At 70.8% G+C, this 24,418-nt stretch carries 16 protein-coding genes; 8 read left to right on the forward strand and 8 right to left on the reverse strand.

The window, feature by feature from the left end; translation table 11 throughout:
* Positions 1-4 precede the first annotated feature (4 nt).
* Entirely contained in the window at positions 5-2,779 is a 2,775-nt protein-coding gene (locus ACWDAS_RS35765) for an alkaline phosphatase family protein (protein WP_450399196.1), read from the forward strand.
* A 219-nt stretch (positions 2,780-2,998) separates the two neighbouring features.
* Here the strand turns inward: ACWDAS_RS35765 and ACWDAS_RS35770 are convergent, their stop codons facing one another.
* A complete protein-coding gene (locus ACWDAS_RS35770) occupies positions 2,999-3,853 on the reverse strand; it encodes a GNAT family N-acetyltransferase (protein ID WP_450399199.1) in 855 nt (284 codons plus the stop codon).
* Positions 3,854-4,041: 188 nt separating this feature from the next.
* Between ACWDAS_RS35770 and ACWDAS_RS35775 the strand changes: the two genes are divergently transcribed.
* From ACWDAS_RS35775 to ACWDAS_RS35790, 4 genes are all read left to right on the forward strand, one after another.
* The gene (locus ACWDAS_RS35775) at positions 4,042-4,509 is read left to right on the forward strand and encodes a DUF6174 domain-containing protein (RefSeq protein ID WP_450399201.1); all 468 of its coding nucleotides are present in this window, start codon (positions 4,042-4,044) and stop codon (positions 4,507-4,509) included.
* A 690-nt stretch (positions 4,510-5,199) separates the two neighbouring features.
* Complete coding sequence (locus ACWDAS_RS35780; protein WP_450399203.1) at positions 5,200-6,039, forward strand: oxidoreductase; 840 nt, start codon at positions 5,200-5,202, stop codon at positions 6,037-6,039.
* Between the two features lie 92 nt (positions 6,040-6,131).
* A complete protein-coding gene (locus tag ACWDAS_RS35785; protein WP_450399206.1) occupies positions 6,132-7,151 on the forward strand; it encodes a GlxA family transcriptional regulator in 1,020 nt (339 codons plus the stop codon).
* A 283-nt stretch (positions 7,152-7,434) separates the two neighbouring features.
* Positions 7,435-8,898 (forward strand): MFS transporter, encoded by a 1,464-nt coding sequence (locus ACWDAS_RS35790; RefSeq protein ID WP_450399207.1) that lies wholly within the window; start codon positions 7,435-7,437, stop codon positions 8,896-8,898.
* A 445-nt stretch (positions 8,899-9,343) separates the two neighbouring features.
* On the opposite strand, the gene ACWDAS_RS35795 is transcribed toward ACWDAS_RS35790, so the two are convergent.
* A complete protein-coding gene (locus tag ACWDAS_RS35795) occupies positions 9,344-12,166 on the reverse strand; it encodes a multifunctional oxoglutarate decarboxylase/oxoglutarate dehydrogenase thiamine pyrophosphate-binding subunit/dihydrolipoyllysine-residue succinyltransferase subunit (protein ID WP_450399209.1) in 2,823 nt (940 codons plus the stop codon).
* A 489-nt stretch (positions 12,167-12,655) separates the two neighbouring features.
* Between ACWDAS_RS35795 and ACWDAS_RS35800 the strand changes: the two genes are divergently transcribed.
* A complete protein-coding gene (locus ACWDAS_RS35800; protein ID WP_450399212.1) occupies positions 12,656-13,663 on the forward strand; it encodes an SLAC1 family transporter in 1,008 nt (335 codons plus the stop codon).
* Between the two features lie 72 nt (positions 13,664-13,735).
* Here ACWDAS_RS35800 and ACWDAS_RS35805 read toward each other — a convergent pair whose 3' ends face one another.
* The 4 genes from ACWDAS_RS35805 to ACWDAS_RS35820 form a co-directional block, all read right to left on the reverse strand.
* Positions 13,736-14,851, reverse strand: coding sequence for a MerR family transcriptional regulator (locus tag ACWDAS_RS35805; protein ID WP_450399214.1), 1,116 nt, complete (start codon positions 14,849-14,851; stop codon positions 13,736-13,738).
* A gap of 242 nt (positions 14,852-15,093) precedes the next feature.
* Positions 15,094-17,691 carry a rifamycin-inactivating phosphotransferase gene (rph, locus tag ACWDAS_RS35810; protein ID WP_450399217.1) on the reverse strand — a complete coding sequence of 866 codons (2,598 nt, stop codon included), beginning with the start codon at positions 17,689-17,691 and terminating at the stop codon, positions 15,094-15,096.
* A 464-nt stretch (positions 17,692-18,155) separates the two neighbouring features.
* A complete protein-coding gene (locus ACWDAS_RS35815) occupies positions 18,156-18,527 on the reverse strand; it encodes a sigma factor-like helix-turn-helix DNA-binding protein (RefSeq protein WP_450399218.1) in 372 nt (123 codons plus the stop codon).
* A gap of 199 nt (positions 18,528-18,726) precedes the next feature.
* Positions 18,727-19,329 carry a dienelactone hydrolase family protein gene (locus ACWDAS_RS35820; protein WP_450399220.1) on the reverse strand — a complete coding sequence of 201 codons (603 nt, stop codon included), beginning with the start codon at positions 19,327-19,329 and terminating at the stop codon, positions 18,727-18,729.
* A 510-nt stretch (positions 19,330-19,839) separates the two neighbouring features.
* Here ACWDAS_RS35820 and ACWDAS_RS35825 point away from each other — a divergent pair.
* Entirely contained in the window at positions 19,840-20,742 is a 903-nt protein-coding gene (locus tag ACWDAS_RS35825; protein WP_450399266.1) for an EamA family transporter, read from the forward strand.
* 61 nt (positions 20,743-20,803) lie between these two features.
* Here ACWDAS_RS35825 and ACWDAS_RS35830 read toward each other — a convergent pair whose 3' ends face one another.
* Entirely contained in the window at positions 20,804-21,064 is a 261-nt protein-coding gene (locus ACWDAS_RS35830; RefSeq protein ID WP_450399221.1) for a hypothetical protein, read from the reverse strand.
* A gap of 223 nt (positions 21,065-21,287) precedes the next feature.
* On the opposite strand from ACWDAS_RS35830, the gene ACWDAS_RS35835 reads away from it, so the two are divergent.
* The gene (locus tag ACWDAS_RS35835; protein WP_450399269.1) at positions 21,288-21,815 is read left to right on the forward strand and encodes an NUDIX hydrolase family protein; all 528 of its coding nucleotides are present in this window, start codon (positions 21,288-21,290) and stop codon (positions 21,813-21,815) included.
* A 464-nt stretch (positions 21,816-22,279) separates the two neighbouring features.
* Here the strand turns inward: ACWDAS_RS35835 and ACWDAS_RS35840 are convergent, their stop codons facing one another.
* On the reverse strand, positions 22,280-24,223 hold the full coding sequence (locus ACWDAS_RS35840) for a DUF1996 domain-containing protein (protein WP_450399271.1): 1,944 nt from the start codon (positions 24,221-24,223) through the stop codon (positions 22,280-22,282).
* Positions 24,224-24,418: the final 195 nt, after the last annotated feature.

Here is a 24,418-nt window from a genome sequence, read left to right on the forward strand (position 1 = left end):
CAACATGCAGGTCACACGTCGCCGCCGCGTGGGCGCCGAGAGGGACGCCCATGCCCTCCTCGGCCGACGGTTCGGTAGCCGCAGAAGCCTGACGCTGGCAGCCGCGACCGCCGTCGTCCTCGCCACCGGTACCGGGATCGGGTTCGCCCAGACGACCCAGTTCGGCCACGACCAGGTCGGCCAGGTCACCGACCGGGGCCAGGTCGTCTCCAGCGACCAGTACATCGCCCCGTACGGTGAACGCCTCGTCATCAACAACGGCAAGATCATGTCGTCCTCGGTCAGCCCGGACGGCACCCACCTCGCGGCCTCCGTCACCGACGGCGGCATGGCGCTGGCCGTCGTGGACCTGAAGAACTGGAAGGTCCAGCAGCTCGTCGGCAACTCCGCGTCCGCGGACCTGCGCATCGGCAGCAACAGCGCGGGCCAGGAAGGCCCCACGTACTCGCCCGACGGTTCGCAGCTGTGGCTGGGACAGACCGACGGCTACACCCGGTTCACCGTGGACCCCGACGGCAGCCTCGCCAACCCGACGTCCGTCACCATCCCGGCGGACGGCTCCAAGCACGCCCTGGTGGGCGAGCCGGTGTTCTCGTCCGACGGTTCCACCGTGTACGCCGCGGTCAACGGCCAGAACCGCGTGGTCGCCATCGACACGGCGACCGGGACCGTCAAGCAGAGCTGGGCCGTGGGCAACGCCCCGCGCGACATGGTCGTGGTCGGCTCCAGGCTGTACGTCAGCAACGAGGGCGGACGACCGGCGAAGCCCGGCGAGACCACGATCAACTCGTACGGCACGCAGGTGCCGGCCGACCCCAAGACCGGTGCCACCACCACCGGCACGGTCAGCGTCATCGACCTGACGGACCCGGCGGCCGCCGTCGCGAGCATCGACGTGGGTCTGCACCCGACCGCCCTGTACGCCAAGAAGGGGGCCCTGTTCGTCACGGACACCGCCACCAACGACGTCTCGGTCATCGACACCCGCAAGAACAAGGTCGTGCAGACCATCGCCACCCAGCCGTGGCCGGAGGCGTCGGTGGGCTACGAGCCCAACGCGGTCACGCTCACCGACGACGGCCACCTGCTGGTGACGCTGGGCCGCGCCAACGCGGTCGCCGTCTACCGGTACAGCTCCCCGCAGGAGCCGGTCAGCTACGTCGGCCTCCTCCCGACGGACTACTTCCCCGCGGAGATCGCCACCGTCGGCGACCAGGTCGTGGTCTCCAACACCCGCGGCATCGACGCCCGCCGGCCCACCGGCAGTGCCGGGCACGGCACCCACGACACCACCTCGAGCGTGCAGCGGTTCACGCTGCCGAGCGAGAAGGTCATCAAGTCCGAGACGGCCAAGGTCTTCCAGCAGAACGGCTGGACCAACGGCTCGGTCAAGCTCGCGAAGGACAAGGGCAAGGACAAGGGCCACGCGAAGCCGGTGGCCGTCCCGAAGCGGCTCGGCGACCCGTCGACGATCAAGCACGTCTTCATGATCGTCAAGGAGAACCGGACCTACGACCAGGTCTTCGGCGACATCCCGCAGGGTAACGGCGACCCGTCGCTGGCGGAGTTCGGCGAGAACGTGACGCCGGACCAGCACTCGCTGGCCCGGCAGTTCGGCCTATACGACAACACGTACGACATCGGCACGAACTCCGCCGAGGGCCACAACTGGCTGATGCAGGCCGACAACCCGGAGTACACCGAGTCCTCCGCCGGTGAGTACGCGCGCAGCTACGACACCGAGGACGACGCCCTCGGCCACCAGCGCACCGGCTTCATCTGGACCGGCGCCCAGGCGCAGGGCAAGAGCGTGCGCGACTTCGGCGAGTTCCACCAGTTCCTGACCAAGCCGTCCGGCGCGACCTGGCAGAACCTGTACTGCGACACCAAGAACATGCGGGCCACCGGGCAGAACACCGCGTACAACCTGGTGTCGTCCTCGCCGATCCCGTCGCTGAACAGCGTCTCGGTGCCCGGCTTCCCGAAGTTCGACACCAGCGTCCCGGACGTCTACCGCGCCGAGATATGGAAGCAGGACTTCGAGAAGAACGGTCCCGCGAACCTGAACATGTTCTGGCTCTCCAGCGACCACACCGGCGGACCCGCGGGCCCCGCCGCGCAGGTCGCGGACAACGACCTCGCGGTCGGCCGGATCGTCGACGAGATCTCGCACAGCAAGTACTGGAAGGACTCCGCGATCTTCGTGGTCGAGGACGACTCCCAGGCCGGCCTCGACCACGTCGACGGCCACCGCGCCCCGGTCCAGATCATCAGCCCCTGGGCCCGGCACGGCGCCGTCGACAGCCGCTACTACTCGCAGATCACGATGATCCGCACCATCGAGCAGATCCTCGGGATCCACCCGATGAACCAGAAGGACAGCGCCGCCACCCCGATGTTCGGGGCCTTCACCAAGAAGGCCGACTACACGCCGTTCACGGCGCTGCCCAACCGGACGCCGCTCACCGACGGCCTGAAGACCCCGCCCGCCTGCGGCCTGGACACCCCGGCACCGCAGGACCCGAGCGCCGCGGCCGTCCCGTCGACCAAGGTGCCGGCGGACAAGCGGGCGCTCGCGGCGCAGTGGGAGGAATGGAAGTCCAAGCAGCGGCTGACCGGGCCCAACGCCAAGCCCGACTTCGCGAACCCCGCGCAGATGAACCACTTCACGTGGTACCAGACGCACGAGTGGAGGACCCCGTACCCCGGCGAGGCGAAGCTCTTCGCACCCGAGGACGTGCCGGGCGCCTACATCCCGTCGCCGGAGTCCGACGGCTGACGCAGGGCTGATCGCGTCCACGGCACCTGGCCCCGGCGTCAACGCCGGGGCCAGGTGCCGTCAGGCACGCGGCGGCCGCACTCGTGTGCGCGGGGCGGCTCGGGCTCCGCCCGGGGAGGTCAGTGCTCCGGCAGCCACTGCCTGAGGGCGTCGATCAGCCGGTCCAGTGCGGACGCACGATCATCACAGACCGCTCCGACAAGCAACTCGCTTCCTCCTCTACTGACCGCGGGCCGGCTGATCGGCGATCAGCAGGGTGGTGCCGGCCGGGCGGAACCCCAGCTTGGCGTAGATGGACGCGACGGCCTCATCCGCGTAGGCGAGGAAGACGGTGTTCACGCCGTGGTCGCGGGCATGCGTGGCCAGGGCCGCCGTGACAGCGGCGCCGAGGCCCCGGCGGCGGGCGGCGGGGAGGGTGCCGACGCCGCCGATCTCGGTGGTGCCGTTCGCCGGGTGATAGTGGCCCGCGGCCATGGGGGTGCCGTCCGGGGCGAAGGCGGCCACGAGCGTCTTGTGGCCCGCGCGGAGGAAGGGGCGGATCGTCGCGGCTGTGCCGTCCGTACCGAGTTCTTCGGCCGCCGCCTCCAGCTCCGCGCGGCCCGCCGGCCCCACCGCGGTTCCCTCGTCCGCGAATGCGAGCCCGGGGAGGGCGAGTACGGCCGGCAGGGCGGGATCGTCGGCGGTCACGGCCCGTATGGTGACGCCATCGGGGAGGGGCTGCGGAGGCAGCCGGTGCAGCGGGTCGAGGAACATCAGGGGGCGCTCTGCCACCGGGAGGCCCGCAGCCTCGATGCGGCGGCGCAGCCACGGCGTCACCTCGGCCAGCCACTCGAAGGCCTCCGGCACCCCGAGCTCGCGCTGCCTGGCGCGTACCAGGTCGATGTCGGCCGCGGACGGCGTCACGGAGCCGCCTCCCGGACCGGGGCGGGCATGGTTCGGTCCGCCGTAGTACGGGGCACCGGCCTCCTTCCGCACGAAGAGACACAGAGAGCCGAAGGTCTCGGCTTCGGCGAACAGCAGCGGCACGGTTGCGTAGTACTGCTCGATACGGTCGCGCAGGGACGGCTCAATCATGGGGCGCATGCCACCACAGGGCGGTGCGGCAGCGCACTCGAAATAGGCACGAGCGGGACGCGGCCCGCCGGCGACTGCCGCGCACGTGTCAGGGCGTCGGTGGGGTGGCGAGCATGCGGGCGCGGGCAGGAACCGGATCAATGGTGAGGACGTCGAAGGAGCAACATGACCTGCTGAAGGGCCCTTCCGTGACGAAAACCCGTGTGTATCTGCTCCTCGCGTCCGCTGGGCTCGGCCTCGCCGCGGTCGGCTGCGGGGCAGGGACCGCACCGTCCGCCGGCGACGACCTGAAGGCGCCCCGATGGTCCGAGCCGGACAGGTACTCGTTCCGGCTTCTCTCCGAGTCCGGGGAACGCAGCGGCCTCGGGGAGTACCGCATCACGGTGGGGAAGGGGAAGGTCGTCGACGTGGTCGGCCTCGACGAGCAGGCCCGGCGGACCGTCGAGGCGAACCCGGAGGACGTCCCCACGCTGGCCGGTCTCCTCACCACTCTCCAGGAGGCGCGTGCAGGCGGAGCCGATGTGGCGCGTGCGGTGTTCGCCCCGGACGGACACCCCACCGAGATCCACGTCGACTGGCGGGAGAACGCCGTCGACGACGAGGCCGACTACCTCATCACCGAATACCGTCCCCTTGACCGGGCTCCGGTGTCCTGAGGCGGTCAGGATGTCAGTCGGTCCGTTGATCCTTGCGATCCCGGGGGCCCGCATTCTCCGGCGCCCTGGCTGAACTGGTGGTCGCCGGACATCACTTCGCGCGCCACCAGCAGGGACCAGCGGTCGCCGACCAGTTCCAGAGAGGATGCCAGGCGAGCAGGGGCGGCCGGGAAGGCTCGTCACATCGCGTCGGGCAGCCCTACAGCCAGGACGCCGTATGTCCGGTTTGAGCACAAACCGACCTGAGGAACGTCCGACGACGACCGCAGAGGAGCCGATCGCGGGCCCGGCCCGGACGGCGAAGCCGACTCCGCGCACCGTCCCGGCGGCCGCCCGAACGACGTCACGCCACGCACCGCCGGCCGACAGGACCGGATTCATGCCGTTCCCTGTGGGCCCGCTGAGAGGCTCCGCCTACCAGCAGGGAGCAAACCGGTCGTGGCATCAGTGCTGGTCACTGGCGCAGGATGACACGTGGGAAACCCGGCGAACGGCAGTCCGGGGCCGGCCGCGCCCGGTGCCTGCTCCGCCCTGGAGCAATCGCCTGCCGGCCCCAGCGGGTCGGTTGCGGCCCTGGGGCGGCCGGGGTCGGGCGGCCCGCGGCAAAGGCGGCGGCGTGGCGCCCCAGTCCCGGGCCGGCACCTATGAGCCGGTCCCACCACACATCCGTCGCCGCGCAGGAGCTTCGCCATGAACCGGACGTTCTTCATCACCGCCGTCGGCAGCGGCCTGGGCCGCGCCTTCGCCCAGGAGGCACTGGCCGCTGGACACCGCGTCGTCGGTACGGTCCGCAAACCGGAGCAGATTGCCGAGTTCGAAGCCCTGGCCCCCGGCCGCGCCCACGGCAGGCTCCTGGACGTCACCGACGAGGACGCCGTCATCGCGGTGGTCGACGACGTCGAGCGGAACATCGGGCCCGTCGAGGTGCTGATCAGCAACGCCGGTTACGGCCTGGAGGGCACCGTCGAGGAGTCCAGCATGGACGACCTGCGCCGCCAGTTCGATGTCAACGTCTTCGGCAGCGTCGCGGTCATCAAGGCCGTCCTTCCCCACATGCGCCGGCGCCGCGGCGGCCACATCTTCACCCTGTCGTCCATGGCGGGCCTGACCGCCCTGCCCGGCGTCGCCTTCTACGGGGCCAGCAAGTTCGCCATGGAAGGCATCGCCGCCTCCCTGGCCCAGGAGGTCGCGGGCTTCGGCATCCACGTGACCTCCCTCGCGCTCGGCTCGTTCCGTACCGACTGGGCCGGCCGCTCGATGATCCGTGCCCCGCGCACCATCCCCGACTACGACGCCCTCTTCGATCCGATCCGCGCCGCCCGCCAGGCCAAGAGCGGCAAGCAGACCGGCGACCCGGCCCGCGCCGCCCGGGCCCTGCTTCAGGTCCTGGACGCGGACAACCCGCCGGTCCACCTCGTGCTCGGCAGTGATGCCCTGCGCCTGGTCGAACAGGGCCGGAAGCAACTGGCCGACGACCTCACCGCGTGGAACGCCTTGACGGTGTCCACCGACTTCCCCGCCGATGTCTGATCGGCCCCGGCCTGTTCCGGAGCACAGGTGAACAAGCCGTCCAGCGCCCTCTCGATCCGGTGTTCGCACCGCGCACGGCCCGGAGGTATCCGATGATCCGCAAGCACCCCGGAACGGGTCCGCTCACCGTGACGGTTTTCGTCTTCCCCGGGGTGCGGCTGCTCGACGTGACCGGGCCCATCGAGGTGTTCACGTCGGCGAACGAGTTCGGCGGGCGGTACCGGGTGCAGATCGTGTCCGAGGACGGGGCCGATGTGGTCACCTCTGCCGGAACCCGTCTCAGCGCCGACCTTTCCGTCGACGACGTGCGTGAGCCGTGCGACGTCCTGGTGATCCCGGGCGGCCCGGAATGGGAAACCGTGATCAAGGACGACGCGCTCCTGGAAGTCGTCCGGCACCTGAGCGAGAAGGCCGACTGCACGGCATCGGTGTGCACGGGGGCGTTTCTGCTGGCCGCGGCCGGGCTTCTGGACGGCCGCCGGGCCGCGACGCACTGGCGGCACTCACGGCAACTGGCGCTGCGTTTCCCGTCCGTACGGGTCGAACCGGACGCCATCTTCGTACGGGACGGGCAGATGATGACGTCGGCGGGCGTCAGTGCCGGTATCGACCTGTCCCTGGCGCTCGTCGAGGAACACTGCGGTGCGGAGGTCGCTCGGGCGGTCGCCAAGGACATGGTCGTCTTCATGCAGCGACCCGGCGGCCAGTCCCAGTTCAGCGTCCGCTCCCGGGTCCCGCACGCGCGCCAGGAGATGCTCCGCGGGGTTCTGGACGCGGTCGCAGAGAACCCCGGCGGCGATCACACACTGCCGGCCATGGCCCGCAGGGCGGGTGTCAGCGTCCGTCACGTGACGCGACTGTTCTACGAAGAGGTGGGAACCACTCCGGCCCGGTATGTGGAGCAGGTCAGGCTGGAGGCCGCCCAGGTGATGCTGGAGACGGGTGACGACCCCATGGCGGTGGTGGCGCGGCGCACGGGCTTCGGCTCACCCGAGTCGCTCCGCAGGGCGTTCATGCGGCACTTGGGCGTGACGCCGGGTGCGTTCCGGGCCAGCTTCCGGACGACCGGCGTGGGCGCGAAGGGCGCGGCGACCGAGGCGCGCTCCCGGTGACCAGGCGCAACGGGCCGCCCCCGGAGGTGGGTTGGTGGCCGGCTCGGGCCGGTTCGGCAGGGCGTGTGCGGTGGATGCGGCGGCGGATCCTGGGTCCCCTCCTGACCGCCGCCTGAGGGCTGAATGTGCACCATCGCTGTCCGAAGCTGCGGCCAAGCCCGTGCGGCCCCTGCGAGTTGAAGCTTCAGGAAATGCCCGGGGATCGGGCCTGCCTGAAGCCTCGCCCCGTACGGGGGCGTCCAAGGCGCACGGTGCAGCCCGGCCGAACAGAATGCGATCAGCGATGACTTCGACCAGTCCGACTCCCGAACCCGATCCGCGCAGATGGCGCGCGCTCGGGATCATCTGCCTCGTGCAGGTGATGCTGCTGCTCGACGTGACGGTGGTCAACGTCGCGCTTCCCCCCATCCAGCGGGATCTGGGCTTCACGACCACCGGCCTCGCGTGGATCGTCAACGGCTACACCGTCACCTACGGCGGACTGCTGATGCTCGGTGGGCGCCTGGGCGATCTGCTGGGCCGCAGGCGGCTGTTCCTGACGGGTCTGGCGATCTTCACGCTCGCGTCCGCGAGCGCCGGAGCAGCGCAGCAGGCCGGTGTGCTCGTCGCCAGCCGCTTCGTGCAGGGCATCGGAGCGGCGCTCGTCAGCCCGGCGGCGCTGTCCCTGGTCACGCTGCTGTTCACCAGGCCGCGGGAAAGGGCGCGGGCGATGGCCGTCTGGAGCGGCCTCGCCGGAGTCGGCGTGGCTCTGGGCGTCGTGCTCTCAGGTGTCCTCACCGACATCGCGTCCTGGCGCTGGATCTTCTTCGTCAACCTGCCCATCGCCGCTGTCGCGTTTCTCGCCACCCCCAAGCTGGTCTCCGAGAGCCGGGCCGCCGCCCGGCGCGGGCGGCCCGACGTCCTGGGAGCCGTCCTGGTGACCGCCGGCCTGCTCCTGGTCGTGTTCGGCCTGCTGGAGAAGGGCGACCACGCGTGGCTCTCGCTCCCGGTCCTGGGCTGCGTGGGGATCGGTGTGGTCCTCCTGATCGGATTCGTGCTGGTCGAAGCCCGGGTGGCGCAGCCGCTGGTGCCCCTCGCGTTCCTGCGTTCCCGCAACCGGAGCATCGCCAACGTGGTCCGCATCTGCTATTACGTCGGATTCGCCACGTTCTTCTTCTCACTGAGCCTGTATGTGCAGCACGTACTGCGTTTCTCCACGCTGGCGACCGGCTTCGCCTTCATACCGTTCGGGCTGGTCATCTTCTTCAGCGCCACCGTGATCGCACCACGCCTGCTCCCCCTCTTCGGGCTGCGGGCCCTGAACGGAGGAGGGCTCGCGATCTCCACGGCCGGCTACGTTCTCCTCGCCGGGCTGAGCGCGCACGGCTCCTATGTGGCCGATGTGCTGCCCGGGCTGATCCTCGTGCCGTTGGGAGGCGGCCTGGTCCTCGTCGGATCCACCGTCGCCGGAGTCGACGGCGCCACGGGTGAGGACGCGGGGATCGCCACCAGCATGAACAACGCGTCCATGCAGATCGGCAGCGCCATCGGGCTGGCCGCCCTGGTCTCCGTCGGCACCAGCCACGCCGCCGTCCTGCGGCACGCGGGCGCCGACCCGGTGACCGCCACCGTGCGCGGCTACGCCCTCAGTTTCGGCATCGCCGCGGCCCTGACCGCCTTCGGCGCCTTGCTCGGATTCACCGGGATCCGCACACCGGCAGCCGAGGCCCCGACGGTGCGGGAGAAGGTCGGGCAGCGCGCGACCTGACCCGCCGCCGCCGATCCTCCGGCACCGCTCGACGTGCGACCCGCTGCCATCCCGGCAGCGGGTCGCACGTCGCTGGTGCGGGTAGCAGCGGCGGGGCGCACCGGTCTCAGGTCCGGGACCGCTGCGCCGACCTCGCCGGCCGCGTGCGGCAGATCAGGGCGCCGCCGTCCACGAGCGGGCCCTTCCGGTAGCAAGGTGCGGCAGCCGGCTGGGCCGGGCGGCACGACTGCCCCGCGGGGCGGCACAGGCCGGCACGTCGCAGTCCCGGGGGTTGCCGAGGTGCGGAGGGGCCTTTCCGGAGGGCACGAACGTGGCCGGCTCCGCCGACCCGTCCGTCCCGGCGCCGGGGTACGAGCCCGCATACGACCGGACACCCCTCGGATCCGGTCCGAGGGGTGTCCGGGACGACAGCCGGTGCTCCACGGCGCCGTTGCGGGCGGAGCGGTCAGCGGAAGGCGGACTCCACGAGGTCCTTCTGCTCGCCCGCATGGCGCCGGGCGGAGCCCACCGCGGGGGCCGGGGCCTGCGGCCGGCTGACGCATCCGACGGGGCGGCCGGCCAGCCGGTGCATGTGCGGCGCCATGAAGGTCCAGGCCCCTTGGTTCTCGGCCTCCTCCTGCACCCATCGCACCTCGGCGTCGGCGGGGAAGCGGGCGAGCTCCGCGCTGAGCTCTTCCTCCGGGAACGGGTAGAGACGCTCCACACGGACGATCGCGGTGTCGGTCAGGTCCGACCGCCGCCGGTGGGCGTCCAGGTCGTAGAAGACCTTGCCCGAGCACACCAGCACGCGCCTGATCCGGGCGGCGTCCGCCGTCCCGTCCGGTATGACCGGCCGGAACGCGCCGGTGGTGAGCTCCGCCAGTTCCGAGGTCGCCTCCTTCAGCCGCAGCATCGACTTCGGGGTGAAGACGACCAGTGGCCTTTTGTGCTCGCCCAGCGCCTGCTGCCTGAGCAGATGGAAGTAGTTCCCCGGCACGGACGGCACGGCCACGGTCATGTTCTCCTGCGCGCACAGCTGGAGGAACCGCTCGATCCTGGCGGAGGAGTGGTCCGGTCCCTGTCCCTCCAAGCCGTGCGGCAGCAGCAGCGTCACACCGGAGCGCTGTCCCCACTTCTGCTCGGACGACGCGATGTACTCGTCGACGACCGTCTGGGCGCCGTTGGCGAAGTCGCCGAACTGGGCCTCCCACAGCACCAGGGTGTCGGGCCGCGCCAGCGAGTAGCCGTATTCGAAGGCCAGCGCCGCCAGCTCGGACAGCATCGAGTCGTAGGGAGTGAAGCCGGCGGCCCGCGAGCCGAGGGAGTTCAGCGGTGTGTGCTCCAGTCCGGTGCGCCGGTCGGTGAGCACGGCGTGCCGCTGGCCGAAGGTGCCGCGGCGGGAGTCCTGACCGGCCAGCCGCACCGGGACCCCGTCCAGCAGCAGGGAGCCCAGGGCGAGGGTTTCCGCGGTGGCCCAGTCGATCGTTCCCGCGTCCAGCATCGTGGTGCGCCTCTGGAGCTGCGGCAGAACGCGCGAGTGCACGGTGAAGCCGGCGGGCTGACCGGTCTGGGAGGCGATGACGTGCCGGGCGGTCGCCTCCGTGATCGCAGTCGCCACCCGGGGGGCGGCTCCCGCTGCGGCGTCCACGGGGGTGACAGGCGGCGGGGAGCCGGGCCCCGGCAGCGCCCGGGTCTCGACGAAGGCCCGTTCGAGGTGCTGCTGGTAGTCCCGCAGCGCGCCCTCCACCTGCCGCTCGTCGATGTCCCCTCGGCGGACCAGCGCCTCGGCGTACAGCTTGCGTACCGACGCCCTGCCGTCGATCCGGTCGTACATCGCCGGCTGTGTGATGGACGGGTCGTCGACCTCGCTGTGCCCGTGGCGCCGGTAGCAGATGAGATCGATGACGACGTCCTTGTGGAACGCCTGACGGTAGTCGAAGGCCAGGCGCGCGACCCGGACGACGGCCTCGGGGTCGTCCCCGTTGACGTGGAGGATCGGGGCCTCGACCGTCCTTGCCACATCGGTGGCATAGGTGCTCGAACGGCCGCTGGCCGCCGTGGTCGTGAAGCCGAGCTGGTTGTTGATGACGATGTGAACCGTGCCGCCGGTGCGGTAGCCCGGCAGCTGTGACATGTTCAGCGTCTCGGAGACCACGCCTTGACCGGCGAACGCTGCATCGCCGTGGACGACGATCGGCAGTACGGGGAAGGCCTCGCCGCGCTCTGCGGCGCTGTCCTGCTTGGCGCGCACGACTCCCTGGGCCACCGGCCCCACGATCTCCAGGTGCGAGGGGTTCGCCACGACGGAGACGGCGATCGTGCCGCCGTCCAGGGCACGGTAGGTCCCCTCCGCGCCGAGGTGGTACTTCACATCCCCGGATCCCTGGGCCGACCGCATGTCCACGGCGTCCTCGAACTCGTGGAAGATCTCGGTGTAGGACTTGCCGATGATGTTGGCCAGAACGTTGAGCCGGCCCCGGTGCGCCATTCCGATGACGGCTTCCCCCACGCCTTGCCTGATGGAGCGGAGCAGCAGGGCGTCGAGGAGCACGATCGCCGACTCCCCGCCCTCCAGGGAATACCTTTTCTGGCCGACGTACTTGGTCTGCAGAAAGGTCTCGAAGGCCTCCGCCGCGCCCAGCCGGTAGAGGATCTGCAATTGCTCGGCGCGGTCCGGCCGGGGCTGGGACGCTTCGATCCGCTGCTGAATCCAGCCGCGTTCCCCGGAGGTCTGAATGTGCATGTATTCCGTGCCGACGGTGCGGCAGTAGGATTCCCGCAGAGCATTCAGCACATCGCGGAGAGTCATGGTGGAGCGCCCGGCGAAGCCGTCGACGACGAACTCTCTGTCCAGGTCGCCGTCCCCGAGGCCGAACGCCGTGATGTCGAGCTCGGGGTGTGCGGCCGCCGGCTCTGCCGCGAGCGGGTCGGTGTCGGCGACCAGGTGTCCGCGGACTCGGTACGCGTGGATCAGTCCGGCGACCCGGACGGCCTTGATCGCGGCGTCGTCCGTACCGTGATGCCCGGTCGGCGGCGTGCCGTTGCCTGCCCGGCGACCGGCCGCGGGGGCCGGGGAGGCGAAGAAGTCCCTCCAGGTCCGGTCGACCGAGCCCGGGTCGTTCAGGTACCGCTCGTACTGTTCGTCCACGAGCCATTCGTTGAGGCCGAATTCCGGCCCATGGAGCACCGGCTCTCCGGCGCGTGATTTCGACGCCACTGTGCGGAACGCCTTCTTTCTCATTCGGAAGGGCCGATGGCGGAGGCGGCCGGACGGCACGGCCATCCCCATCGCGCCCAAGGATCGCGCTTCCACTTCGACGCTAGGACATCGCGGAAACCGGTAGAGGCACGCGGTATGCCACAACGGCACCACATCAGGACATCGCACAGCCGGGCGGGCCTCCGCGTGAAATTCCGCCCCTCTTGCAGCCGAGGCGTGACGGCCGATGTCGAGTGTCCTGATGTGGGGGCGTCATGGCAGACGCGGTTGTGCGCCGGGAACGGGAGGTCACCGTAGCCTCGTACCGCCAACGGGCCGCCCGACTCGGCCGCGACCCGCGAGCTGGTGGGCCTGGGCCGCCGGTCGGCGCTTGCCGACGGTGATTCGCAAGACGAGGAAAGAGCGTCCCACGCCGTGACATCCCACCCGAGCAGCGCCCCAGCCGTCCCGTCCAGGAACGACTCGGGCCCCAGGCACGCCGTTCATGCCCGTCCCCGGCTGCCCGCGGGGAACGGAACGGGGCGTCGGCTGCTCATCCCCAGCTGGTTCGCGGCCGTCATGGGCACCGAAATCGTCGCCAACGCCTCGGTCACCCTCCCGCGCAGCTTCCCCGGCCTGCGGGAGGCGGCCACGGTGGTGTGGGCGGCCGCCGCGCTGCTGCTCCTCGCACTGACCGCCGGCTACGTCCGGCAGCGGGCACTGCGGACGCACGCCGCCGATCCGACGCAGGCCCAGTTCCTCGGCGCGCCGCCGATGGCGCTGCTCACGGTCGGCGCCGGGGCTCAGTTGCTCGGTCGGCCCGTGCTCGGGGCACGGGCGGCACTGGACGTGGACTGGGTGCTGTGGTCGCTCGGTACCGCGCTCGGTCTCGCCGCCGCCTGCACCGTGCCGTACCTGATGGTCACTCGGCACCGCTTCTCGCCGGACGCGGCGTTCGGCGGCTGGCTGATGCCGGTGGTGCCGCCGCTGGTGTCGGCCGCGACGGGCGCGCTGCTCGTCCCGCACGCCCCGGCCGGGCAGGCGCGGCTGGCCCTGCTGCTGGGCTGCTACGCGATGTTCGGGCTCGGCCTGGTGGCGGTCCTGCTGGTGCTGGCCATGGTCTACAGCAGGCTGATCCACCACGCCGCGCCCACCGGTACGGTCGTGCCCACGGTGTGGATCGGCCTGGGGGCCGTGAGCCAGGCGGTGACGGCGCTCGGCGCACTGGCCACGGCGGCACCGAGCGCGCTGCCCGCGCCGTACGCGCGGGGCACGGCGGTCGCGGCGCTGCTGGGCGGAATCGGGCTGTGGGGCTTCGCCATGCTGTGGCTGGTACTCGCCGTGGCGCTGACCGTACGGCAGGTCCGGGCGGGGCTCGACTTCGCGCCCACCTGGTGGTCGTTCATCTTCCCCCTCGGCGCCTGCGTCACCGGCACCGGCGCCCTCGCCGGCCGCACCGGCTCGCAGGTGTTCGTCTGGCTTGCCGTGGCCCTCTACCCGGTACTCGTGGCCGCCTGGGCGGTGGTGGGGTGGCGTTCGCTGCACCACGCGGCCGCCAACGCGCGCGGGGCGGCGGGCCGGAAATAGCCCGGGGCGGACGGCATGCCGCGCCGGACGCCGACCGGGTGGCGCGCCGGCGCGGCCCTCGCGCACGACGGTTCAGGCCACGAGTAGGCGAAGGCCCAGCTCTGCCGCGTCGAGGGCGACGAGGTCGCGGTTGCGCTCGGCCCACCGGCCTGAGGAAAGGTCGTCGCGAAGCCTGTTCACCGCCCGATGCTCGGCCTCCGGCCCGACTCTGGTCCATACCGATATCGCGCGGCGCACACGTTCGTCCAGGTACGCCTCGGGCCGGCGCCAGTAGGCCTCGAAGAAGCCGTCAGCGCAGTCCCACGGGACGAGCACCGGCTCCATGCGGGCCCCGATCGCACCGGCCAGCTGGTCCACCGAGGGCCGGCCGGCGACCAGGCCTGCGACCTCGGGCAGGTAGTCGCGGGTGAGCCAGAACCGGTGACGCCAGCCGGTGTCACTGGCGTCGTGCGTGAACACGACCACGCGCCGGGCCACTCGCCGCATCTCGCGCAGCCCGGCGATCGGGTCCTGCCAGTGGTGAACGGTGCTGAAAGCCATCGCGGCGTCGAAGGACCGGTCCTCGAACGGGAGGCTCTCCGCGACGGCGGCCACGCACGGCGCCGCGCCCGCGGGGCGCTGCGCCCGCATGACCGCCGACGGTTCCACCGCGGTCACGTCGCGGTCCGGGGGTTCGTAGGAGCCGGTGCCGGCGCCCACGTTCAGTACCGTCCGCGCGTCCCCGAGCGCATCCCAGACCCTCGCGGCGATCCGCGGCTCGGTGCGTCGGGTCGCCGGGTAGGCGGACCCGATGACTTCGTACAACTGTGCGCCGAATACTTTCAGTTGTTCCTCCGGTGTCGTCCTGATCCCCATTGCCCGTGCCTCCAGTTCCCTGTCTATGGCCGTCACCATGGCGGCAGCGCGGTCGCGCTGGTCGAGCAGCAGGCCGCGCAGCCGGTGCAGGTGCGCGACCGCGTCGGTGGTCGGGTCGTCGACGAGATCCGCGATCTCGCGCAGACCGAAGCCCAGCCGCCGGTAGGCGAGCACCTCCCTCAGGCGCTCCACGTCGCCCGCCGAGTAGGCCCGGTATCCGGCCGAGGTCCGCGCGGACGGCTGCACGAGGCCGATCTCGTCGTAGTGATGCAGTGTGCGGACGCTCACGCAGGCCAGTTGGGCCACGCGTCCCACGGTCAGGTGTTCCTCCACGCCACCGACAATGCGGCATGACGCCACGTGAGGGTCAAGCGCTTCGGTCCTGGTACCGCGCGTGGCTCCACCGGCGCCCCGGGTCCCTGCACGTGGTAGCCGGAAGAGGCACTTCCCAGGTGACGAACAGTTACGGGTCGTCTCCGCGTGTGCGCGTTGCGGGCGGCGGTCGCGGGGCGGTCGTGAACTGCTCGGCGTCGTTTCGGCCGGACGCTACCGCCGGGCCTTCTCGGTGCGGCCGGTCAAGGCAGGATCTCGACGTACCCGTCGGTTCCGTGCACACGGATCCGCTGCCCGTCCCGGATCAGCCGGGTGGCCTGCTCCACGCCCACGACGGCCGGCAGGCCGTACTCCCGGGCGATCACTGCGCCATGGGTCATCAGACCGCCGACCTCCGTCACCAGGCCGGCGATTCCGACGAACAGCGGCGACCAGCTGGGGTCCGTGAAGCCCGTGACCAGGATGTCGCCCGCTTCGAGATCGGCCTCCGCCATGTCACGGATGACGCGGGCCCTCCCCTCGATGGTCCCGGCGGAGACCGGGAGGCCGATCAGCGCGCCGGCCGGCACGTCGTCGCGCCGGTACGCCCCGGTGACGGCCTCGCCATCCGATGTGAGCACCCGTGGCGGTGTGAGCGCGTGGTACGACCGGAACGCGTCCTTGCGCTGCTGGATGAGCCGGCCGTCCACCTGGTTCGAGCGCACGACGTCGTGGAGTTCCTGGAACGTGAGGTAGAAGATGTCCTCCCGCTCAGGAAGCACGTCGGCCTGCACGAGGCGCTCGGCCTCCTCCAGCAGGGCCTGCTTGTAGACGAAGTAGCGGGAGATGATGCCGTACTTCGGGTACTCCCGGTACCCGATGAAGGTTCTGACCCGGTCGATCATCCGCTTGGCCTCGTCGGCTTTCCGGTCCCCGTCCGGAAGTGCCCGCAAGCGTGACAGCACGTCCTGCTCCTTCTGCCGCGCCTTTTGCCGGCCTTCCTCGAAGCGCCGCTCGGCGGCCCCCGGTTCGAAGTTCCTGACGTTGTCGAGGATCACGGGCACGAGCGTGGTGGGACGCTCGCGCCAACGCGGCCTGGTGATGTCGATCTCGCCGACGCAGCGCATGCCGTACCGGTCGAGGTAGGCCTCGATGGCGTCGCGCGCTTCGGTCCCGCCGGCGAGCTTCGGCAGCTCGTCCAGGAAGCCCTCGTCCTCCACGCCCTGGAGGTACGCCACCACCTCCGGCTGCGCGCGGATCACGTCCGCGACGTCGAGCAGCGCCAGTCCCATCTCCGACGTGATGTTGCCGGGCGCGGACAGCGTGAGCGTGTCAGCCGCGTTCTTCTCGCCCAGCCACTCCTGCAGCTTGTCGTTGAGCCACCAGGTGGCCTCCATCCCCGCCATGATCGCCTTCATGTTCAGCGGATCGCCGAGGACTCGCTTGTGCTCCTCGAAGGCCTCCAGCAGGAAGTCGAACAGCGCCGGTCCGGTCTTCGTCCGGATGTCGCGCTCCAGGGCGGCGATGGACGCCTGGCTGCGCTCGATCAGCTCGGTGACGACGGCCGGATCGGTCTCGAGCGGGGCGGACGCGCCGCCGGCCGGCGGCCCGCCAGGACCCGCGTCCGGGAGCGACGGGACGAAATCGTCGCGGTCGAGGACGCTCTCCAGGGCGTCCCTGACCAGCGGATCGCCCTTCCCCATGACCTCCAGGAGGCCGGCGCGGCTCGCGGGCGAGGCCAGGCGCCGGGTGACGTCGACGAACAGCCTCCCGCCGGCCGCGTGCATCGGTGCCATGGCCGTCAGCTGCCACATGGAGAGCCCCAGGGGCTTCATGGGGTCGGTCATCATCTGCTGATGGCCGACGGAGACGTAGACGTGGTTCTCCTGGTCGCCGGCCTCGGGAATGGGGAACAGCGTCGTGATGGGCCGGCTCTGAACGATCCGGAAGCCGTCGTCGACCAGGCACCATTCGATGTCCTGCGGGCGGCCGAAGTGCGCTTCGATCCGCCGCCCGAGCTGCACGAGCCGCACGACCTGCGCATCCGTCAGCGCCGGCTGCTCCTGCCGCCGCGAGTCGATCGTCACTTCCTGCGTACCGCCGCCGGGCAGGGCGTGAACGGCACGCTGTTTGGCGGCGATCGTCTTGGCGACGACTTCGCCGTGCCGCACCTTGAAGACGTCCGGGTTCACCAGGCCGGAGACCAGGGCCTCGCCGAGACCGAAGCCGGCGTCCACGGTGGCGACCTTCCGGTCGCCCGTGACGGGGTCGGCCGTGAACAGGATGCCGGCCGCATGCGGGAAGACCATCTGCTGCACGACCACGGCCATGTGGACCGTGCGATGGTCGATGCCGTTCCGCAGGCGGTAGGTGACGGCCCGCTCGGTGAACAGCGAGGCCCAGCACCGGCTGACGTGCTGGAGTATCGCCGTCGGTCCCACGACGTTCAGGTATGTGTCCTGCTGGCCCGCGAAGGAGGCCGTCGGCAGGTCCTCGGCCGTCGCGCTGGATCGGACGGCGTAGGCGGCCTGCTCGCCGAGCCGGGCGAGTGCGCGGGTGATCGCCGCCGCGAGATCGCCCGGGACGGCGATCCCTTCGATGGTCCGGCGGATCTGCGCGCTGAGCCTGCGGATCGTGTCCCGGTCGTCCGGGTCCAGGCGCGACAGCTGATCGAGCCGATCGTCGATCGACGGCGCTTCCGCCATGATCCGCCGGAAGGCGTCCGTCGTCACGCAGAAGCCACCCGGCACGCGGATGCCTTCGATCCGCGACAGCCCGCCCAGGTGCGCGCCCTTGCCGCCGACGACCGCGACCTGCGTCTCGCCGATCTCTCGCAGATCCCGCACGTACTGCACGGTCATCGCGATACCTCCGAGGCAGCCGTGTCCCGTCGCACGGCCGGCTGCCCGCCCTCTGTCGAGTCGGCCGGCCGCTCCGCCCAGCCGGGCGGCGCGCACCCCCGCACCACCGCCCCGAGCGCTCGTGACCGCACTGCCGGTCCCACTACCGGTTCGACGTCACCGCGTCCCCCATACGTCGACAACACACGCACGTCTTGCCCTCATTTCCGCAGGTTGTGGCCTCGGCGGACGATTGTGCGCCACCACCCGGGTCTTGCCGCAAGCCCCCCGGTGCGCTATACGTTGAGAGTGGCGAGGAGAGAGATCTCCTTGCCTTCGCCTTTTGCCGTCCGCCGGCTCTGACAAGCTTCTCGTGAAGCGGTGGGCGGAACCAGAAGCGGCCAGGTGATCGTGGACCTCGACGGGGGTGCTGGTCCTGGCGCCGCACTCGACCGCATGCCGGGCCACCGGCGCGGTCCGCACCTTCACCCGGCGCGGCGCATGTTCCGCACGTCTGCGGAGATCGTTGTCAGCTTCTCTCTTCTCATGTACGTCCGCAGCCTGCTTGTCGCGTAGTGCTGTCGCGACTTCACGGTGCCGACGGGCACTCCCAGGAGCTGCGCCGTTTCCTGTATCGATCCGCCGTGGAAGTACATGTGCACAAGCACCTCGCGGTGCGCTGTCGAGAGCCGGCCCAGCAGGCTGGTTGTCAGCGTTTCGTCGATGACCGCATCGGACTGGTCCGCCTGCACGATCTCGAGGGTCTCCGGACCCGCCGCGGCCTCCCGCCGCGCGGCAGCGCTACGGCTTCCGTCGACGACGATGTTCCGGGCCACCGTTTTCAGCCGGCCGCGCATCACCGACGGACAGCACTGACCGTAGGGCTCATCTTCACCCTGTGGTTCACCTGGTTCCCCGTGACATGGCTCGGCACGCCGGACTCCTACCCCGCCCCCTGGTGCCCGGGTAACGTCCCACCCTGGTGGCCGAGCTTCCTCACTGCGCGACCGCGGTACAAGCCGTGAGCGATCTCGACACCGGCAGTGGCCGATCCGGTCAACACTGACTTGCCGACCCGCCGTTGCGGAGGTGGCGCGCGATGAAGTCGCGCCAGCACGCGATGGCTTCCGGCTTGGTCTCCGCATGGGAGCCCGCGTAGCCGATCAGTTGCTTGTCGGGCGATCCAAGCACCTCGAAGAGCGCCAATTGGCCCTCCGTGGGGAAGACCTCGTCCTGCCACTGGACGTGGAAAAGAGCGGGTGCGGTGATCCGCCGCGCGTCTGCCACGACGCGTTGCGGCACGTTCAAGCCGACGGGCATGCCGGGCCCTTGCCGGAGGCCGAACTTGCCGAAGACGACACAGCGGATTCGGTCACCCAGGGCAGCCGCCAGCGGAAGCCCGAAGCGCGTCCCCATGGACATGCCCAGGTAAGCAAGGTTGGCGGCGTCCACGATGCCCAGTGCCCCGAGGGAACCCACAACCGTCCGCCAGTCGTCCGTCATCCGATCGAGGACGACTTCGATCCCCTCTTCGACGATGCGGGGCTGGTACTCGGCGGCCGACAGCGCTCCGGGGACACGGTCGCCGTGATACGGCCCATCGATCGCGAGTGCGGCAACTCCGACGCGTGACGCGAACCAGCGGGCCAGACTGCTCACCCGCTCGCTCCTCTTGTGCCCGCTGCCTCCGTGTCCGAGCAGAACCAGAGCAGGAGGCGACGGGAAAGGGGAAGGCGGCAGCCAGAGCGCACCCGGAACAGCGCCCGCTTTTCGGGACAGACGAAATGCTTCCTCGCGGACGCCTCCGTCCACCATGTTCGAGGCTGGCCATATGAGATGACTACTCACGACACTCCGCGGGGTCGGCTGGCGCGCGGTCAGAACCAGTGCAGGCAGTGCGGAGAGGCGAAGACGTCGAGGTCCTGGTCGGTCGTGGAACGGATCTCCATTGCTGCCGCTGCCTCCCCGGTATACCCCCACCACGACCCGTGGTGTCCTGACCCGCGGCCGGGTCAGGCGAATTGCGGCCGGATCGGCGGACGGTCACAGCACGGCCCGGTCCCAGCACGGCCGAACACGCAGGAGAGGAGTCGGGTCCCGGCGTCCCGGAGCCCCGGAAAACCACGTGCCGCGCGACGCCTGATCGTCGACAATCCACGCGTGGCCATCATGAACGTCGACAGGACTGAACGCGGCCCGTCGCCCCGATCCGCCCTGACCGCGCTGGCTGGACGTACCTTCGACGCGATCCCGCCGACGGCACTGGTACTGCTCGGCATCATCAGCGTTCAGGTGGGCTCGGCACTGGCCAAGCACCTGTTCGGCGAAGTGGGCAGCTTCGGGACGGTCGCGTTGCGGCTGTTCTTCGCCGCGGCGGTGCTGATGCTGTTGTGGCGGCCCTCGCTGCGTATGAATCGTCGCACGTGGACGGTGGTCCTCGGCTACGGCGTGACACTCGGCGCGATGAACCTGTGCTTCTACCTGGCGCTGGCCCGGATCCCGCTGGGGATCGCGGTGACCGTCGAGTTCCTCGGGCCGCTGGCGGTGGCCCTGGCCGGGTCGAGGCGATGGCTGGACGCGTTCTGGGCCGTGCTCGCGGCAGGCGGTGTGGTCCTGCTGATGGAGGGACGCGGCGACCTCGACCTCGCGGGTCTTCTGTTCGCCCTCGCCGCGGGAACGTGCTGGGGCCTGTACATCCTGGTCGGCGCCGCGCTGGGCCGCCACACCACGGAAGGCAATGGTCTGGCCCTGGGAATGGCCGTGGCGGCACTGGTGGCCGTGCCGTTCGGCGTGGCCGACAGCGGAACGGCGCTGGTTCAGCCGTGGGTCCTGGTCGTGGGACTCGGTGTGGCACTGCTGTCGTCGGTGATCCCGTACTCGCTGGATCTGGAAGCACTGCGCAGGATCCCGCCGCGCGTGTTCGGCATCCTGATGAGCCTCGAGCCGGCGATGGCGGCCCTCATCGGCCTCGTCGTGCTCCAGGAGTCGCTGCGCTGGTCGCAGTGGATCGCGGTGCTGTGCGTGGTGGCCGCATCGGCGGGCGCCGCACGCGGCACCCGCCCGGACGCCTGACCGCCGGCAACGGGAGGAGCTGTCGTCCCGTATCGGGTGCGGGCCTCGAGCGAGGCGTCCGTCAGCAGGTGGACGAGCTGTACGTCCCGCCAAGCCGGCGGATCTCTTCGAGCGGGTACGGGGTCTGCCTGCTCTCGCGCTGGAACTTTCGGTTGAAGTCGGACATCACCGCGGCGATCGGCGCGTGCCGGGCGAGGATCGCCGCGGCCGCCTCCGGGATTCCCGCGGGGCGTTTGCCCTCCGCGTAGGCGCGCACCAGCGCGTAGCGGCCCTCCCGGTCCTCCCTCCGGTATCCGTACAGAGCGGTGACGAGCCAGTTCACGAGATACGTGGCGGTGTAGCAGCGGTCGTAGCTCTGATGCCGGTCGAAGAAGTCGGCCTCGTGTCGGAACCGTACGGGTACTGCGAGAAGCCGACCAGTCGCCCCCGGTCACAGCCGCCCCCGGCAACTCCCCGCCTCGGCGACGGTTGCCCCGGTTCGCGGCGCCGCGCCGACGATCTCCCCGAGCCGCGGGCTCTCCCGTTACGATCACTCGATGGCTGACATGACCGATACCTCGCCCGGCTGGCTGTCTCCCGAAGACCTGGAGCTGACCCGCGCACGTATGCCGATCCTGTACGTCGACGCCGTGCCGGTGCGGGTCGACGACAGCGGAGAGGTGACGCACGTCGGTCTTCTGCTCCGCATCGGACCGGACGGGAGCGTCAGCCGCGCCCTCGTCTCCGGCCGGGTGCTCCACCACGAGCGCGTCCGTGAGGCGCTCCTCCGCCATCTGGAGAAGGATCTGGGCCCGATGGCACTGCCGCGCATCCCGGTCTCCCTGCAGCCCTTCACCATCGCCGAGTACTTCCCGACGCAGGGGGTCACGCCCTTCCACGACCCCCGGCAGCACGCCGTCTCCCTGGCCTATGTCGTCCCGGTGGCGGGCGACTGCCACCCTCGGCAGGACGCTCTCGACCTGGTCTGGTTCACCCCTCAGGAAGCGTCGTCACCGCAACTGCAGCAGGAGATGCCCGGCGGGCAGGGAGTCCTGTTGAGACAGGCCCTCGCGCACGTCGGCCGCCTCTCCTGAGGTCTGTCGCGGCCCGCGTCCGCCGTTGTCCGGATGCGGGGCGGCGGGCGCGGCGGCCCGGCGTCGGCGGAGCCGACGGCGAGCAGAGTGGTGGCGACGGCGGCGGACAGCGCGGTCGCGGCAGTGCGGTGGGCGAGTGTGCGGTTCAAGGTGGTTCCCCCGTGCTCGATTGGCGGACGGCAGCCGTCGCATAGGCGGCGCCGGTGATGTCCGCCGGCGTGCGCGGCGCCGTCGCGGCCGGGCGGCAGTCGCCGCCGCTTCCGGGACGCCGGAACGGTGGCGCGCATCCCGGCCTCGGGAGACGTGAGCGCCCCGGAACAGGCCCCCGGGACGTCGCCGCCGGAGCGGCATCGGCCCCCACGGCTTCTTAGGGGGCCATGGGGGCCGATCCCGCGGGCCTGTGGCGACTGAGCGGTGTGCCGGTCGCCACAGAGCCCGCGGGTGGCTCCTCCTCGGAGGCGGAGCTACAGGGAGCCGCGCTTGACGCGGCGGAGCAGGATGAATCCGGCGACCGCGAGCAGCGCGCCGAGCGCGGCCGGCCACAGGTTGGCCCCGGTGTCGGCCAGTCCGCCGTTGATCGCCTGCTGGTCGGCCTGTCCGGCGGGGCTCGGGGCGACCACGCCGGTGGCGGGGGTCTGTGCGGGCGACGCCGGGTCGTGGGTGCCGTGGTGGTGCTCGGGGGCCCCGGCCGCCGGGTCGGCCGTGGTGTTCTGCTCCTCCGTGCGGGTCGGCTCGGCCGCCGGGTTCTCGTTCACCGTGTGGCTCGGGGCGGCCTTGGGGGTCACCGTGGCGGGAGCGGTGGGTGCGCCGCCTCCGTTCTGCCCGTCGTCCGGTGTATCGGCCGGGGGCTCGGCACCCTGGCCGCCGTTCCCGTCGTCGCCGGGATCCTGTGCGCCGCCGCCGTTCCCGTTGTCATCGCCGTTGTCGTTGCCGTTCCCGTTCCCGTTGCCGGACGTGGGCTCCTCCGCCGGCTGCTTGCCGGCGCCGCAGACGCGGCCCTCGTTGATGCAGTCCGCCACCTCCTGCATCAGCTTCTCGTCGAAGATGTTGATGAAGTCGCCGTGGTCGGTGATCGGCTTGTGCAGATTCTCGGGGAAGGAGTCCACCGCGAAGAGCGGGACACTGCGGCCGCCGTCGCCGAGGCTCGGCGCGTCGACGCCGTACACGATGCGCTGCACCAGCTGCGGGATGGCGCGGAAGCCCTGGGGGCAGTTGCCCGCGGCGTCGGCGAAGGCCACGTGGGTGCGGTGGTTGGCGCTGTCGACGTTCTGGCCGTCCCAGCAGCTCTGGAACCTGAAGGTGCGGACCACGTCACTGCCGCTGGGGCAGAGCGGGTACTTGTCCTTCAGCTGCCGGTCCTCGTGACCGGTGCAGCTCCATGAGGCGTTGGCGTTGGCGGGGCCGTTCACGAACGCCTTGGCGTCACCGGTGATGATACGCAGCAGGCGCGGCATGGGCGTGACCTTGGAGACGGGGTTGCCGACGAACGTGAGCGTGACCTGCTTGGGGGTGACGATCTGGCCCGCGTTGCCCTCGGTTCCGCCGCCGGGGGCGTCGGCGTCCCGCTCCTTGGCGCCGTTCTGCAGACGCAGCACCGGCCAGTAGTACGACGACTTGTCGCCCTTGTCCTCGCAGCTGGTGTCGGCCTTCTGGAGGTCGTCGATGGTGGCCAGTCCGTTGTTGGACTGGTTGCCGATGTAGTCGTGGAAGTGGTGGGCGCCGTTGGTCACTCCGGGGGCGACGATGATGTTGTCGGAGTTGAACAGGCCGTTGGCGTTCACGCCGCAACTGGAGCTGAACGAACCCGAAGAGGCGTCCGTCGGCTGCGGTGCGCGCGGTGCGTTCGGGCTCACGCTCATGATGTCGGCGTAGTCCGCCGCGACGGGGCCGTTTCCGCCCTGTCCCCCACCGCCCTGGTTGGCCGGGGCCCCCTGACCTCCCTGGTTGCCCTGGTTGGCGTCGCCCGCGGTCGGCTGCTGGCTTCCCGGCCGGCCCTCGTTGCCCGACGGGCGCAGAGTACACTGCGCGAGACCGTCGACGCCCTGGGGAGGGTCGCCGGCCCGGTCGATGGCTTCCACGATGCGTGCGATCGTCGCGGCGCGCTTGTCCTTCAGCGGGCCCAGGATCGCGTTGTCGACGAAGGCGGCGTCCTGCTGCTGGGCCGCCGAGGACTCCTTGAGCCGCTGGTAGGCCTCGGCGATCTGTGCGTCCAGGCCGGCGAGTTCCTTGTCGACGTCCTCCTTCGCCTGCTCCGGGACGGAGGTCAGCTCGTTGCCGACGTCCGGACAGTCGACCGTGAAGGCCTGCGAGCCCGAGGATGCCGACGGCTCGGCCGACACGCCGGTCGCGTCTCCCTCGGTCGCGGAGGCGAACACGTTCGCCGTGACGAGGACACCGCCTCCCAGCATCAGGGCGACCGCCACAAAGGTGCCGCTCCGAGTGCCGGTGGCACGTCTGCGCGTATTGCGTCCCAAGGAAACCCTCCTGTGCGCCCGATGGGTGACGGCCTGACGCAACAGGCCACCGACTCATACGGACGCGGCACCCCGAGTGTTCAACCGCCCCGGAAATTCACCGGAGTTACCACGAGTCCCGCGAGAACC

The organism is Streptomyces sp. NPDC001070 (assembly GCF_053598835.1).